The 14,250-nt window shown below is 63.9% G+C and carries 13 protein-coding genes and 1 tRNA gene; 6 read left to right on the plus strand and 8 right to left on the minus strand.

Features of this window, described 5'->3' with window-relative positions:
* Positions 1-14: 14 nt before the first annotated feature.
* Positions 15-911, minus strand: a complete 897-nt coding sequence (locus CHR90_RS04180) for a LysR family transcriptional regulator (RefSeq protein WP_094407729.1) — start codon at positions 909-911, stop codon at positions 15-17.
* Positions 912-1,061: 150 nt separating this feature from the next.
* Here CHR90_RS04180 and CHR90_RS04185 point away from each other — a divergent pair, with 150 nt between their 5' ends.
* The 4 genes from CHR90_RS04185 to CHR90_RS04200 all read left to right on the plus strand — a co-directional run bounded on the left by CHR90_RS04185 (position 1,062) and on the right by CHR90_RS04200 (position 5,390).
* The gene (locus CHR90_RS04185; RefSeq protein WP_094407730.1) at positions 1,062-2,345 is read left to right on the plus strand and encodes an NAD(P)/FAD-dependent oxidoreductase; all 1,284 of its coding nucleotides are present in this window, start codon (positions 1,062-1,064) and stop codon (positions 2,343-2,345) included.
* 133 nt (positions 2,346-2,478) lie between these two features.
* Positions 2,479-4,020 (plus strand): L-piperidine-6-carboxylate dehydrogenase, encoded by a 1,542-nt coding sequence (gene amaB, locus CHR90_RS04190; RefSeq protein WP_094407731.1) that lies wholly within the window; start codon positions 2,479-2,481, stop codon positions 4,018-4,020.
* A 144-nt stretch (positions 4,021-4,164) separates the two neighbouring features.
* Positions 4,165-4,932 (plus strand): PAAR domain-containing protein, encoded by a 768-nt coding sequence (locus CHR90_RS04195; RefSeq protein WP_170941285.1) that lies wholly within the window; start codon positions 4,165-4,167, stop codon positions 4,930-4,932.
* Positions 4,929-5,390, plus strand: coding sequence for a hypothetical protein (locus CHR90_RS04200; RefSeq protein WP_094407733.1), 462 nt, complete (start codon positions 4,929-4,931; stop codon positions 5,388-5,390). Before CHR90_RS04195 ends, CHR90_RS04200 begins: the two co-directional genes overlap by 4 nt.
* 6 nt (positions 5,391-5,396) lie before the next feature.
* Here the strand turns inward: CHR90_RS04200 and smc are convergent, their stop codons facing one another.
* Positions 5,397-8,933, minus strand: coding sequence for a chromosome segregation protein SMC (smc, locus tag CHR90_RS04205; RefSeq protein WP_094407734.1), 3,537 nt, complete (start codon positions 8,931-8,933; stop codon positions 5,397-5,399).
* Between the two features lie 165 nt (positions 8,934-9,098).
* Between smc and glpD the strand changes: the two genes are divergently transcribed.
* Positions 9,099-10,637, plus strand: a complete 1,539-nt coding sequence (gene glpD, locus CHR90_RS04210) for a glycerol-3-phosphate dehydrogenase (protein ID WP_094407735.1) — start codon at positions 9,099-9,101, stop codon at positions 10,635-10,637.
* A 2-nt stretch (positions 10,638-10,639) separates the two neighbouring features.
* Here the strand turns inward: glpD and CHR90_RS04215 are convergent, their stop codons facing one another.
* From CHR90_RS04215 to trxA, 4 genes are read right to left on the minus strand one after another with little or no spacing between them, the layout of a single operon-like run.
* Positions 10,640-10,999 carry a gamma-butyrobetaine hydroxylase family protein gene (locus CHR90_RS04215; RefSeq protein ID WP_094407736.1) on the minus strand — a complete coding sequence of 120 codons (360 nt, stop codon included), beginning with the start codon at positions 10,997-10,999 and terminating at the stop codon, positions 10,640-10,642.
* Positions 10,996-11,196, minus strand: coding sequence for a Trm112 family protein (locus CHR90_RS04220; RefSeq protein WP_094407737.1), 201 nt, complete (start codon positions 11,194-11,196; stop codon positions 10,996-10,998). The genes CHR90_RS04215 and CHR90_RS04220 overlap by 4 nt, the downstream gene beginning before the upstream one ends.
* Positions 11,197-11,209: 13 nt before the next feature.
* Positions 11,210-11,875: an LON peptidase substrate-binding domain-containing protein gene (locus CHR90_RS04225; RefSeq protein ID WP_094407738.1), complete on the minus strand. Its 666-nt coding sequence runs from the start codon at positions 11,873-11,875 to the stop codon at positions 11,210-11,212.
* A 4-nt stretch (positions 11,876-11,879) separates the two neighbouring features.
* Entirely contained in the window at positions 11,880-12,800 is a 921-nt protein-coding gene (gene trxA / locus CHR90_RS04230) for a thioredoxin (protein WP_094407739.1), read from the minus strand.
* Between the two features lie 198 nt (positions 12,801-12,998).
* Here trxA and CHR90_RS04235 point away from each other — a divergent pair.
* Positions 12,999-13,073, plus strand: a tRNA-Gly gene (locus CHR90_RS04235).
* Positions 13,074-13,127: 54 nt separating this feature from the next.
* Here CHR90_RS04235 and CHR90_RS19900 read toward each other — a convergent pair.
* Positions 13,128-13,547, minus strand: a complete 420-nt coding sequence (locus CHR90_RS19900; protein WP_094407740.1) for a PIN-like domain-containing protein — start codon at positions 13,545-13,547, stop codon at positions 13,128-13,130.
* Positions 13,544-14,239, minus strand: coding sequence for a hypothetical protein (locus tag CHR90_RS04245; protein WP_094407741.1), 696 nt, complete (start codon positions 14,237-14,239; stop codon positions 13,544-13,546). The genes CHR90_RS19900 and CHR90_RS04245 overlap by 4 nt, the downstream gene beginning before the upstream one ends.
* Positions 14,240-14,250: the final 11 nt, after the last annotated feature.

Genomic DNA, 14,250 nt, shown 5'->3' on the forward strand with positions numbered 1-14,250 from the left:
TCGCCCAAAAACTCTTATCGATCCGCCGCCGTTTCGGCCAGCAGCCAGTCACGGAAGGCGGCGAGCGGCGGATAATCGGCGCGGTCGGCGGGCCAAGCGAGATAATAGGCCTCGGCGCTTTGCAGCGGCAAATCGAGCGCCCGCACCAAATCGCCGCGCGCTAACTCCTCGGTGATCAAAAACTCCGGCAGCAACCCAATCCCCAGCCCGGCGATAGCTGCTTGCGCCGCCGTGGCGAACTGATCGAACAGCATGCCGTGGACCGGCAGCGGCGGCACGCCATAGGCATCCAGCCAGCGTTCCCAGGCATCGGGACGGGTGGTGAGATGCAGCAGCGGCGCCTTGCGCAGATCGGCGGGCGCGCGAAAATCATAGGCCTCGCGCAGGCCGGGGCCACAGGCGGGCACCACGGTTTCCCGGCGCAGTAACGCCGTTTCCGCGCCCGGCCAATCTGGCCCGCCGAAGTGGATGGCGGCATCGACCGGCTCTAACCGAAAATCGAAGGGGTTGAGACGGGTCAGCAGGTTCAGCGTAATCCCCGGATGGCGGGACAGAAACCCCGGCAGGCGCGGCGCCAACCAGCGGGTGCCGAAGGTCGGCAGGATCGCCAGCGTCAGCGTGCCGCCGAAGGGATTGGCGCGCAGGTTCAGCGAGGCGCTGCTAATCCGGTGCAGCGCCTCGCGGATCTCCCGCGCATAGGCCGCGCCGCCCAGGGTAAGCCGGATGGTTTGGCGTTCGCGGTGGAACAGCTCCACCTCTAACTGTTCTTCCAACGCTTTGATCTGGCGGCTGACGGCGCTTTGGGTCAGCGCCAATTCCTTCGCCGCCGCCGTGATGCTGCCGGTACGCGCCGCCGCTTCGAAGGCGGAGAGCAAGGGAAGGGACGGCAGAAAGCGGCGGGGTCCGGGCATCTCATTCCTAATCAGAATGACCTCTTGACTAAGACTTAATAGGCATCCCGGCTAAGCGCAAGCTATGAGCTGATTTACGCTCTCTCACCCCTCCCCGCCGTGCTTACATTCCGACCGAATAGGAATGATGAGACGGCAAGATGGTCTGCCATGCTGAACAATCCCCAATCCCACGGCCTGTGGGAAATGACCGCCGCCCCGGCCCCGGCCACCGCCTCGCTGACGGGCGGGATCGACGCCGATGTCGTTATCGTTGGCGGCGGCTATACAGGCCTATCCGCCGCCCTGCATCTGGCGGAAGGCGGGGCGAAAGTCGCGCTGCTGGAAGCGGTGGAGATCGGTTTCGGCGGGGCAGGGCGCAATGTCGGCCTTGTGAATGCCGGTATGTGGGTGATGCCGAAGGCGCTGATCGATACGCTGGGCGAGGATTATGGCAATCGGCTGCTCGATGCCCTCGGCAACGGCCCGCGCCAAGTTTTCACCCTGATCGAGCGGCTTGGCATCGCCTGCGAGGCCGAACCGCATGGCACCCTGCATTGTGCCGTTGGGGCAGCAGGGCTGAAGGAACTCGAAGACCGCGCCGCCCAATGGCAAGCGCGCGGCGCCCCGGTCGAACTGCTGGGGGCCGACGAAACCCGGCGTAAGGTCGGTGGCGGCACCTATACCGGGTCGCTGCTGGATAAGCGCGCTGGAACCATCCAACCGTTGGCCTATGCGCGCGGCTTGGCCCATGCCGCCGTTACGGCCGGGGCGCAGATTTTCACGGGCAGCCCCGTGCTGGCGATCGAAGAAACCGGCAGCCGTTGGGAAGTGCGCACCGCGACCGGCTGGGTGAAAGCCAATTGGGTGATCGTCGCCACCGATGCCTATAGCCACGGCCCTTGGGCGGCGCTGCGCGAAGAACAGGTCTATCTGCCCTATTTCAACTTCGCCACCCGCCCACTGTCGCCCGCGATGCAGAAGCAGATTCTGCCCGAACGGCAAGGCGCCTGGGACACCAAGGAAGTGCTGACCTCCTTCCGCTTCGACCGCGCCGGGCGGCTGGTTTTCGGCAGCGTCGGTGCGCTGGCCGGGGCGGGGGAGGCGATCCACCGCGCCTGGGCGATCCGGTCGCTGCACCGACTGTTCCCGGACATCGGCCCGGTGGCGTTTGACGCCGCCTGGTACGGGATGATCGGCATGACGTCCGACAATCTGCCGCGTTTGCATAGCCTGTGCCGCAACATCATCGCGTTTAGCGGCTATAACGGGCGCGGCATTTCCCCCGGTACCGTCTTCGGCGAACGGCTGGCGGCGCATATTCTCGGCAAAGTCTCCCAAGCCGATCTGCCGCTACCTATCTCCGCTTTTGAAAACCGACCCTTCCGCCGCCTGCGCGAACGCTATTACCAGCATGGCGCCGAACTGGTTCACCTGACCGAAGCGCGGTTTTAAGCCTAACATCATTCCAACTTGGCATGATGTCGTGCGCGGGCGCCGCTGGTCTGGCCCGTCGAAGAATGATTGACTGCCCCATCTCTTAAGCCCGAGTGACCCGCGCACTCCCCGCTGCCCCGAGGAAAGAATAATGTCGAACACGTCTGTTTCCGTCGCTGCCGAGGTTCCGGCCCTGCTCGAAAGCCTGGGGGTCGCGCGCGATAGCTTTACCGGTGGCACCCTGACGGTCCGCTCGCCGATCACCGGCGAACTGATTGCGGCGGTGAAGGAAGATACCGCAGCGGTCGCCAAGGCCGCCATCGACAAGGCCCATGAAGCCTTCAAGGCGTGGCGCCTGGTTCCGGCCCCGAAGCGCGGCGAGCTGATGCGCCTACTGGGCGAAGAGCTGCGCACCCATAAGCAGGCGCTGGGCCGCCTTGTGTCGCTGGAAGTCGGTAAGATCACCTCCGAAGGCTTGGGCGAAGTCCAGGAAATGATCGACATTTGCGATTTCGCCGTCGGCCTGTCGCGCCAGCTTTACGGCCTGACCATTGCCACCGAACGGTCGGAACACCGGATGATGGAAACCTGGCACCCGCTGGGCGTCACCGGCATCATCTCCGCCTTCAACTTCCCCGTCGCGGTTTGGTCGTGGAATGCGGCGCTGGCCTTCGTCTGCGGTAATTCCTGCGTTTGGAAGCCCTCGGAAAAGACCCCGCTGACCGCGCTCGCCACCCACGCGCTGTTCGATAAGGCTTTGGCCCGCTTCAAGGCCGAAGGCGGCACGGCACCGGAGGGTCTCTCCGCCCTCATCATCGGCGGGCGCGAGATTGGCGAGCTGTTGGTCGATCATCCGAAGGTGCCGCTGGTCTCCGCCACCGGCTCCACCGCGATGGGCCGCGCCGTTGGGCCGAAGCTGGCCGCGCGCTTTGCCCGCGCCATTCTGGAACTCGGCGGCAATAACGCCGCGATCATCGCGCCGACCGCCGACCTCGACCTGACCTTACGCGGCGTCGCCTTCGCCGCGATGGGCACCGCCGGGCAGCGCTGCACCACCCTGCGCCGCCTCTTCGTCCACGACAGCATTTATGATGCCTTCGTACCGCGCCTGAAGAAGGCCTACGAAAGCGTGCCGGTCGGCAATCCGCTGACCCAAGGAACCCTCGTCGGCCCGCTGATCGACAAGGGCGCCTTCGACGCCATGCAGCGCGCGCTGACCGAGGCGAAGGCCGCGGGCGGCACCGTGCAGGGCGGCGAGCGGGTGAATGAGGCGGCGGGCGCCGACGCCTATTACGTCCGCCCGGCCCTGGTGGAAATGGGCAGCCAGACCGGCCCCGTGCTGCACGAAACCTTCGCGCCGATCCTCTATGTGATGCGCTATAGCGATTTCGACGCGGTGCTGGACCTGCATAACGACGTGCCGCAGGGCCTCTCGTCCTCGATTTTCACCAATGACCTGCGCGAAGCCGAGGCGTTCCTGTCGGCACGCGGCTCCGACTGCGGTATCGCCAACGTCAACATCGGCCCGTCGGGTGCCGAAATCGGCGGCGCCTTCGGCGGCGAAAAGGAAACCGGCGGCGGGCGCGAATCCGGCTCGGATTCATGGAAAGCCTATATGCGCCGTGCCACCAACACGGTGAACTACGGCCGCACCCTGCCGCTGGCCCAGGGCGTGAAGTTCGACGTGGCGTAAGCTGCGGGAACCATCAGCGTTTTTGGAAGGACCGTCCCGCGATGGGCGGTCCTTTTCTTTTGCTCAAAACAAATATTCCCGTTTTGTTCTTGATTCTCAATGCAATCTAGAATAGTTTTAGGGGCCGCTATCCAAGAGGCTCCCATGACCGAAAATTGCATTGCCCGTACCGGAGATCTTCACTTCTGCCCTTTGCCGGGACATGGGGTGACGCCCATCGTGACCGGCGAACCCTGGGTAACCGTTGCGGGCCAAAGCGTCGCCTGTACCGACGATGAAACCGGCTGCGGCGCCGCGCTGATCGGCAGTGCTGGCTTCTTCCAGATCAACGGCCGCCCGGTCGTCCGCCGAGGGGACAGTTCCAGCCATGCCGGGGTAGTGGTCGACGGGGCGGAATTTTTTGTTATCGCAGATAAGACAGGGCTATTTTTGCACGCGGGGCTAGGATCAGGGCAGCTTAGTCCGCCAGAACAGTTTGTTGTCGACCATTGGGAAGATGCAAAAAAAATTGCGACTCAGCTTAATACAACCCCTACGATCATTCTCGGAATTGCTGCTGCAGAGAGTGGATGGGGAAAGAGTGATACAGCAAAAGATAATAATTTCTTTGGCCTCCATGCTCCACAGCGCTATCAAGTTGATTGGCGATTGAACCGCCCCCAAGGTGGGAAGGGGGCGATTAAACTTCCTATCTTTTCAACTTTCTACGACTCTGGACGAGCATTTGCCGAAGGCAATGGTAGGCATATCCAGGGCGAAACAGATCCGTTGAAAGTGGGAACCATCCTTCAAGAAAAGGGCCGGTTCGGTATTGACACGTCTACGGGTAGCAATGTTCCGACCTACGCCACATTCATTGCCGGTCGAATCGGTGATGTTGGCCGACGGGTCAGCAAGTTAGGCTTGCAATGACAGCAACTAAGATACTGCGTCTTATTGCCCTTTTGCTGGTCTTGCTCCCACTCTTCGCCCAGGCTGCGGAGCGTTACGCCTTCCCCAAGGCCGACCTTGCCCGGATGATCAATCTCTTTGCCCGCGACGTCGCTAACCCCCGCTATTACGCGCTTGATGGGTCGCTGGACAGTCCACAAGCCTTAACGACAGATGCAGGCGAGACGGCGGAATATGTCGCTTTCAACCTGATCCCCAGCGTCAAGGGCGCGCGGGGGTTTGGGCCAACCTATTTTATGAATATCGTCAGCGGTCAGGTATTTCGCCTTGATATTGGCTGCACGGAACAGACCTCGCCGCGCCTGACGGCCTATCTCAACCGCTATCGAGCGCGGCATCCGATTCCCGCTGAGACTTTGGCCAAGCATCAGGCCCACTTTCAGAAACTACTGGCCGGTGCCGATATTTGCAGCAAATAGGAGGAGTTACCCCCGCAACCCCGGCAGTTCCGGCGTTCCGCCGTCGCGCGGCGGGAAGCGGAGTTTTTCGGCACGGCTGAGGTCCACTGAGACCAACTGGCTCACCCCCCGTTCGGCCATCGTCACACCGTAGAGTCGGTCCATGCGCGCCATGGTCAGGCGGTGGTGGGTGACGCAGAGGAAACGGGTGCCGCTTTCCGTGGCGATATGGTCGAGCAAGCCGCAGAAACGGTCGACGTTCGCGTCGTCCAGCGGTGCGTCCACTTCGTCGAGCACGCAGATCGGCGAGGGGTTGGTCAGGAAGACGGCGAAGATCAGCGACAGGGCGGTCAGCGCCTGCTCGCCGCCCGACAGCAGCGAGAGGGTTTGCAGCTTTTTGCCGGGCGGGGAGGCCATGATTTCGAGGCCCGCCGCCAACGGATCGTCGCTTTCGGTCAGTTGCAGATGGGCGCGGCCACCGCCGAACAGGCGCACGAACAATTCTTCAAAATAGCCGTTCACCTTCTGGAAGGACGCCAGCAGCCGTTCCCGCCCCTCGCGGTTGATGCTGGCGATGGCGCCGCGCAGCCGGTCGATGGCTTGGGTCAGATCGTCCTTTTCGGCGGTCAGCGTTTCGATTTGGGCGACGATCTCCGCCAGTTCCTGATCGGCGCGCAGGTTGACCGGCCCCAGCGCCTCGCGCTCCGCCGACAGTTTTTCGAGGCGGCTGGCGGCGCTGTGGGCGGCTTGCGCCACCGCCTGCGGGGCGAGATCGGGGTCGAGCGCCGCCTGGGCCACCACCTCGTCCGGGCGGCAATCGAGCCGTTCACGGATCCGGTCAGCCACGGCCTGGGCGTCGCGGATGGCGGCGTCCTGGGCGGCTTCGGCGCGAATCCGGCCTTCGCGCGCGCTGGCCGCCGCCCCTTCGGCCTCCTTCAGGCGCCGGGTCGCCTCGCTCGCCGCGCGGTCGGCAGCGGCCAGCGTGTCACCCACGGCGCGGCGCTTGGCTTCGGCGGCCTCGATCTGCGCCAACAGCGCATCGCGCCGGTCGGCGAGATCGTCGGGCGCCTGGGCCAGTTCCGCCGCTTCGGCATCCGCTGCCGCCTGCCGGGCGGCAAGATCGGCCAAGACCGCCGCCGAATTTTGGGCCCGCCGCTGCCAATCGGCCTGTTCGCGCGCCACTTGGGCCTGCCGCGCCCCGCGCGTCAGGGCGTCGCGCTTCAACCGGTCGGCCTCGCTGCGCAGGGTTTGCGCCTGGGCGCGCTGGCTGGTCGCCTCCGCCCGCGCCTCGGCCAAGGCTGCCAGCAAGGGTTCGGAGGAACCAAGCGCCGCCCGTTCGGCTTCGGACGCGCGTTGATCGGCCTCCAGCGCCGTCGCGTCCGCCGTCAGCCGGTCGAGCGTCGTGGTCAGGGCATTGCGCTTGGCTTCTGCCGCCGACAGCAGCGCCGACTGGCGCCGGTAGCTATCCTGCATCGCGGCGGCGTGATCGGCGGCGGCTTTGACCTGTGCCCGCGCCCCGGTTTCCGCCTCGCGCGCCCGGGCCAGCGCCTCCGCTGTGCGGGCCTGCCGTTCTTCGGCGAACATTTCTTCTTCTTCCAGCCCGGCGATTTCATCGTCGAGGCGGGTCAGGTGATTGCGCCGCTCCAGCCGCAAGGCCGCCCGGCTGGGGGCACCCGCCGCCGCGCGGAACCCGTCCCAGCGCACAAGATCGCCCGCCGGGGTCACCAGCCGCTGCCCAACGCTAAGGTGCGGCCAGAGCGCCAGCGCCGTTTCGAGATCGGCAACCACCCCAACCGCCATCAGCCGCCGCGCCAGCGCCTCCGGCCCGCCGACATAGGCGCTGAGGGGCCGCGCGCCATCGGGCAGCGAATCGGGCCGGGTCAAGCGGCGGCCTTCCGGCTGCTGCCAAAAGGTGCTGGCGCCGCGCGGATTATCGGCCAGCCGGGCGGGGGCTTGCAGATCATCCCCCAAAGCTGCCGCTAAGGCCGCTTCATACCCCGGTTCGACCGTCAGCGCGTCGATCACCGGGTCTTTCACCCCCGGCGGCAGATCGGCGGCCAGGGCGGCGGCGATGCCCGCCTGTTCCGCCGTCAAGCGCGCCCGCCGCGCCGCCACCGCCTGCACCATGCGCGCCGCCTCCGCTTCCGCTTCCTGGGCGCGGCGCTGCGCTTCCTCCGCCTGGGTCAGCCGGGTGCGGGCATCATCTTCCGCCGCCAGCACGGTTTCGAGCTGGGCTTCCAGCTCCTCCGCATCGGGCAGGGTACCGAGTTCGGCATCAATCGTGGCGAGATCGCCGCGCAGCTTGTCTTGCTCCGCCGATAGGCGCGCACGGCGGGCGGAAAGATCGTTGAGGTGCCGTTCCAGCGTCGCCCGACGGGCATCGGTGGTGGCGAGGGTTTCCGTCGCCGCCTGCACCGCCGCTTCGGCGCGTTCGAGCGAGGCTTCTTGCTCGGCCAAGAGCTCCAGCGTTTCACCCAGGCGTTCTGCGTCCAGCGCGGCGGTTTCGGCCAGGGCTTCGGCTTCTTCGGTCAGGCGGGCGAGGGCGGCGTCGGCATCCCCGGCCAGGTTCGCCTCGCGCTCCTGGTCACGGGCCAGCAGGGCGAGCCGTTCTTGCAGCGCGCGGGTTTGATCGACCAGCCGTTGCGCCTCGCCATCAAGCGCGCCCTGGGCGGCGTGCAGCCGGTGCAAAGCGGCGGCGGCTTCCGCATCGGCCTCGCGCAGGGTTGGCAGTTGCTCGCGCAGCTCGATTTCCAACACCGTGAGTTCGGCGACTTTCTCCAGCGATTCCGCGACCTTCAATTCCGCCGCGCGCAGGGCTTCCGCCGCTTTGCTGCGCCCGAGCTTGGCATCGAGCCAACGGATGGCCAGCAGCACGGTTTCCGCCGCGCGAATCGCATCCGACAGTTGGCGATATTTGGCCGCCTGGGCCGCCTGACCTTCCAAGCCGTCGCGCTGTTTGGCCAGCGTGCCGAGAATATCGTCGATGCGCGCCAGATTGGTTTCGGCGGCGGTCAGGCGCTGTTCCGCTTCTTTGCGCCGCGCCTGCAAACCGCCGATCCCCGCCGCATCTTCCAAAATTGCCCGCCGCTCGAAGGGCCGGGCGTTGATCATCGCCGCAACGCGCCCCTGGCTGACAAGGGAGGGGGAGTTCGCCCCGGTCGCCGCATCGGCAAACAGCATCTGCACGTCGCGCGCCCGCGACTCCCGGCCATTCACCCGATATTGAGAGCCTTGGCCGCGGTCGATGCGGCGGCTGACCTCTAATTCGCTCGCGTCGTTAAAGGCGGTCGGGGCACGGCGGGCGGCATTATCGATCAGCAGTTGGACTTCGGCGTGATTACGCGCCGGGCGGCTGGTGGTGCCGCCGAAAATCACATCGTCCATTTCGCCGCCGCGCATCTGGCGGGCCGAGGTTTCGCCCATCACCCAGCGCAGCGCTTCGACGAGGTTCGACTTGCCGCAGCCATTGGGGCCGACAACCCCGGTCAGCCCCGGCTCGATCAAAAGATCGGTCGGCTCGACGAAGGATTTGAACCCGGCGAGGCGCAAGCGCGTGAACTGCATGGGCGGAGGTTTTCCCGGTTCAGCGGCAAAAGGCAAGAGGCGCGACGCAACGGCCGCCCTTCTGCAAGGCTGCCCTGCGGACACTTTTAGAAACGAAACTTGAAACGAAATTTCATAGCGCTATTATGATGTTGAAACGCGCAAAACGAATTTATGAGCTTCGCTATGACCGCCGCCCCCGCCCCCATCGCTTGTGATCTTTTGGTCGTGGGAGGTGGCATCAATGGCACCGGGATCGCCCGCGATGCCGTGGGTCGGGGGCTGAGCACCGTGCTGTGCGAGGCCGGAGATTTGGCGCGCGCCACTTCCTCCGCCTCCTCCAAACTCATTCACGGCGGCTTGCGCTACCTTGAATATTACGAGTTCCGGCTGGTGCGCGAAGCCTTGAGCGAGCGGGAAGTGCTGCTGCGCGCTGCGCCGCACATCATCTGGCCGCTGCGCTTCGTGCTGCCCCATAACCCCGGCCTACGCCCGGCCTGGATGATCCGCCTTGGCCTGTTCCTCTACGATCATCTCGGCGGGCGGAAGCTCTTACCTGCCTCCGAAGGCGTGCGCCTGCGCCGCCACCGCTACGGCAAGGGTACGAAAGCCGCGCTCGACAAGGCTTTCGTCTATTCTGACTGCTGGGTGCAAGACGCGCGCCTCGTTGTCCTCAACGCCCTGGATGCGCAGGAGCGCGGGGCGCAGATCTTGCCCCATACCCGCTTGATCCACGCTGAACGGATCGGCAGACGCTGGGAGGCCACGCTTGAACGGGCGGACGGCACGCGCCTAACCGTCTCCGCCGCCGCCATCGCCAATGCCGCCGGTCCCTGGGTGTCGGACGTGCTGAACGAGCGCCTGGGCCGCAAGACCGATAAGCGCGTGCGCCTGATCAAAGGCAGCCATATCGTCGTGCCGAAGCTACACGCGGGCGACCAAGCCTTCATTCTGCAGAACGCCGACCGGCGCATCGTGTTCGTCATTCCCTACGAGGGCGACTATTCGCTGATCGGCACCACCGACCATGATTATCAGGGCGACCCGGCCCAAGTGGCAATTACGCCAGAGGAAACCGATTATCTCTGCGCTATCGCCAATGCGCATTTCGAGAAGCAGATTTCGGCGGCGGATGTCGTCTGGTCCTATAGCGGCGTCCGCCCGCTGTACGATGACGCCGCTGCCAATGCCTCCGCCGTGACGCGCGACTATACGCTCGATCTGGATGCCCCCGCCGGGGCGGCGCCGCTGCTGTCCGTCTTTGGTGGCAAGATCACCACCTATCGCTGCCTGGCGCTGGAGGCGGTGGACGATCTGCTGACCGCCCTCGGCCAACCCGTTAATGCCGGTCTGGGCCGGAACTGGACCGCCGCCGCGCCCTTGCCCGGCGGGGATATTCCCAATGCCGATTTCGACGGTTTCTTGCGCCAGCTTGAGGCGGAATACCCCTTCTTGCCACCAGACCTCGCCCGCCGCTACGCCCGCGCCTACGGCACCCGCAGCCGCCGCATGCTCGGCCCGGCGCAGAGCCTCGACGCTATAGGCGCAGACCTGGGGGATGGGGTGTATGAAGCCGAACTCCGCTATCTGCGCGCCGTGGAATGGGCGCAAACGGCGGAAGATGTGCTGTGGCGCCGCTCGAAGCTGGGGCTGCATGTCTCGGCCCGCACGCAGATGGCGGTGGTGGATTGGTTTAAAGGAAGCGCACAAGCGCTATCGGCTTAGGGCTACCGCTTCAACCCCGCCGCCGAAATCTTCGCGAGATAGGCCTGCCAAAGCTGCGGCTCCGACAGGTGCAACTCCAGCAGGTAGCGCCAGGAATAAATCCCGGTATCGTGCCCATCGTCGAAAGTCAGGCGAATGGCGTAATTGCCGATGGGGTCGATATGCCGAATCCCCACCCCAGATTTACCGGGCACGAGCTGCTTCTGGTCGGCGCTATGGCCTTGGACTTCGGCCGAGGGGCTTTCGACGCGCAAATATTCGGCCGATAGGGCAATCACCCGCCCGTCGTCGTAAGTAACGGTCAGGCTGCGGCGGTCGGGGGCCAGCAGAATATCGGTCGGCCAGGGCAGCGCGTCGGTCACGGGGTATCGTCCAGATGGCGGGCTTCATCGACCAGCATGATCGGAATCCCATCGCGGATGGGGAAGGCGAGCCCGGCGGCGTCGGAAATCAACTCCGCCCGCTCCCGGTCCAGGCGCAGCGGGCCTTTGGTGACCGGGCAGACGAGGATTTCCAGCAGTTTCGGGTCTACGCCCAGGGTATCGGCAACCGAACTCATGGCAGCGTTCCTTTCAATGGCGAAGGCCAAGGTCGGACCCTGGCAAATCCTTATCCATCATCGCCATTTCGATCAGGGCGATCATGGTGGAGGCGCGGTCTTCCGTATCGGCGCTTTCCAGCAAAGCCTGCTTTTCGCCGGGCGTGAAGGGGCAGACCATCGCCAGGGTGGTGATCAGCACATCGTCCGGCGCCTGTTCGATCGAACTCCAGTCTGCCGCGACGCCGTGGTGCTTAAGATAGCCCCTGAGGCCCGCGAGCAGCCGTTTGCGGTCGAAATCCTGCGGCCCGGTTTCGGTAAGATCGCTGGTAAAAGGCCGCCAGTCGATGCGCATCGGCCGATAGCCTTTGCGCAGCGGCAACTCCTCCACCACCGCAAAGCGCGAAACACCGGTGAGGGTGATGAGATAGCGCCCGTCCGCCGTTTCTTCGAAGGCGGTAAGCCGACCGGCGCAGCCAATACGATACAGATCCGGCTCGCGCGACCGATCATCGGGGTCCAGCGGCTGGATCATGCCGATTAAGCGGTCGGGCGTGCCCAAACACTCTTCCACCATCGCCCGATAGCGCGGCTCGAAGATATTCAGCGGCAACCGCCCACCGGGTAGCAGCAGCACCCCCGTCAGCGGGAAAACCGGGATCGTCTCCGGCAGGGTTTCGGGCGTCCAGCCGATGGTCATCGGCTTATTTGAACAGCAGCGACGACAAACGCCGCCGGGTCGAAACGCTCACCGGATCGGTAAAGCCGAAGGCTTCCAACAGCTTCAATAACTGCTTGCGCGCCGCTTCCTCGTTCCAGGTGCGGTCGCGCTTGATGCTTTCGAGCAAATGATCGACGGCGCCTTGCTTATCGCCCTCGGCATAAAGCAGCAGCGCCAGATCATAGCGCGCCTCGTGATCATCAGGGTTGGCGGCAACCCGCCCCTCAAGATCGGCCCGCCCGCCCAACTCTGCGGTCTGTTCCGCAAGATCAATGGCCGATTTCAGCGCCAGGGTTTCGGCGTGATTGGCTTTGTCCTTCGGTACTTGCGCCAGCACCTGCTTGGCCACGTCAAGCTGCCCCGCCTGAACGGCGATCCGCCCCATGCCCGCAATCGCCTCGATATTCTCGGGATCGACTTGCAGGATTTGACCGTAGATGGCCTGGGCCGTCATCGGGTCGCCCGCCGCCAGTGCCTCCTTCGCCTGGGCAATCGCCTCGGCAATCTGCGCGGCGGGGTCGTTCTCCGCGGCCAGCGCCGCGAGCTTCTTCACCCATTCTTTGACTTGGCTTTCGGGCAGCGCGCCCTGGAAAGCATCGACCGGGCGACCGTCGAAGAACGCATAGACCGTCGGGATCGACTGGATGCGCATCTGCGCCGCGAGCTGCTGGTTTTCATCGACGTTGATCTTGACCATGCGCACGGCGCCCTTGGTCGCCGCAACGGCCTTTTCCAAAATCGGCCCTAGCGTCTTGCACGGGCCGCACCAGGGCGCCCAAAAATCGACGACGATCACCGCCTCGCGCGATGCCTCCATCACGTCCTGCACGAAGGTGGCCGTGGTGACATCCTTCACCGCCGCAGCGGGGGCGGGGGCTGTGGGGGAGCCGAACAGCGACTGCATGGAAAAAGCCTCTCGATCTCGCGTCCAAACCGGATATGCCCCTTGATGTGGCATGCGCGCCGCCGCGACGCAAGGCTTGCCGATACCGGCCCGCCGTTCTTAAGGAAGCCAAGCGAAAAACCGCTTGCAGGATTTCTGTCACACGCTATAGTCCGCCTCACCAGCGAACGACGCTTACGCGATGATCGCAGGCCCGATGCGGGAATAGCTCAGTGGTAGAGCATCACGTTGCCAACGTGAGGGTCGAGGGTTCGAATCCCTTTTCCCGCTCCAAATTTTCAAAGACCCTGCCAGTGATGGTGGGGTTTTTGCTGTTATTCAGGCACATTAAAATGGAAGCGAAGACAGCCTGGGGTTTCGGTTAACCGGCAGTTCGTGCAATGCTGGTGGTGCAACAATAGAAACCACCTGCATTATACTAGGCCAGTGCCAAAGCAGTAACGAAGCCTGCTGATTCATGGGTAATTTCGCATATCCGCGAGCAAGAACAAAACCATGTAGCCCCGAGGACCGGAGCGCTATACGCTCAGGTTTGTTTTTGCGCAACCGATCATCAGCCGTAATGAATATCCAAGTGTCTATTTGAATCTTTAGATAGGCGAGCCACTCAACATCTTGCGAATGGCGACCGCGTGGAAGATCAGTCAAATCTTTGAGATGATAGGCGCGGTGCCCGTCGCGTTGAATGAAAGCATCTAGGGTCGACGCCAAGACCGGAGCGGTACAATTGTCGAATAAAAGCTTCACGCCGCAGTCCGCTGCTCTAACCCGGCTTCGAAAGCCAGTGCGCGCCGAACTGCTGCCTCTGAGACATCATAGTCCCGTGCAGCCTGCTGGATACCATCCCGCTCTCCCGCCATTGCCAAAATCGCCGTCGGCACGCTGGACTCAGCATCAATTGGTTGCCCGAAAGCACGCCTGGGATCGACAAGGATTTGGTTTTTACGGCCATCGGGCCACCATTGAGCGGGATGCCCTTTATCGTCGAGATCAACAGTTTTCAGCAGCGGTTCGATAATCTGCTTAAACTCATACTGCCCAGCAAATAGATTGAGTAGATGTTCACGCTCTCCCGCCTCGGGCTCCTCAGCGGCGATTCGTAAGAAGATACTGCGGCCATCGGTCTGAAATCGTTCGGTTGAAAGCGGATAAATTTCGCCCATAACTGTTCGGGCTTTTTGAATAGCCACCCGTACTTTCTGCGCCGAAAGCCCCATCCCAATCAACTTATCGGCCACACGGATTTCCATGAGGTCGCGGAAGCCCAAGTACAGAGAACCATCGTCCAGTGTAACTTCCGGGTGCCAGAGAGCCGGATAGGCTCTATCGCCGACACTATGGCCTCGCAGCCAACGAGAAATCTTCTGGGGGGTGATCCTAAGCAATCGCCCCGCTTCCGTTGGCGTATACAGGCCGATGCTCAACAGATCGCCCATCATCCCCTCATTCC

The organism is Elstera cyanobacteriorum (assembly GCF_002251735.1).
GTDB classification, from domain to species: Bacteria; Pseudomonadota; Alphaproteobacteria; order Elsterales; family Elsteraceae; genus Elstera; species Elstera cyanobacteriorum.

Coding starts and splice junctions, on each gene's coding strand:
- glpD (WP_094407735.1), top strand. CDS start 9,099: ATGACCGCCGCCCCCGCCCCCATCGCTTGTGATCTTTTGGTCGTGGGA.
- CHR90_RS04225 (WP_094407738.1), bottom strand. CDS start 11,875: ATGACCATCGGCTGGACGCCCGAAACCCTGCCGGAGACGATCCCGGTT.
- trxA (WP_094407739.1), bottom strand. CDS start 12,800: ATGCAGTCGCTGTTCGGCTCCCCCACAGCCCCCGCCCCCGCTGCGGCG.
- amaB (WP_094407731.1), top strand. CDS start 2,479: ATGTCGAACACGTCTGTTTCCGTCGCTGCCGAGGTTCCGGCCCTGCTC.
- CHR90_RS04185 (WP_094407730.1), top strand. CDS start 1,062: ATGCTGAACAATCCCCAATCCCACGGCCTGTGGGAAATGACCGCCGCC.
- smc (WP_094407734.1), bottom strand. CDS start 8,933: ATGCAGTTCACGCGCTTGCGCCTCGCCGGGTTCAAATCCTTCGTCGAG.
- CHR90_RS04245 (WP_094407741.1), bottom strand. CDS start 14,239: ATGATGGGCGATCTGTTGAGCATCGGCCTGTATACGCCAACGGAAGCG.
- CHR90_RS04180 (WP_094407729.1), bottom strand. CDS start 911: ATGCCCGGACCCCGCCGCTTTCTGCCGTCCCTTCCCTTGCTCTCCGCC.
- CHR90_RS04220 (WP_094407737.1), bottom strand. CDS start 11,196: ATGAGTTCGGTTGCCGATACCCTGGGCGTAGACCCGAAACTGCTGGAA.
- CHR90_RS04200 (WP_094407733.1), top strand. CDS start 4,929: ATGACAGCAACTAAGATACTGCGTCTTATTGCCCTTTTGCTGGTCTTG.
- CHR90_RS04195 (WP_170941285.1), top strand. CDS start 4,165: ATGACCGAAAATTGCATTGCCCGTACCGGAGATCTTCACTTCTGCCCT.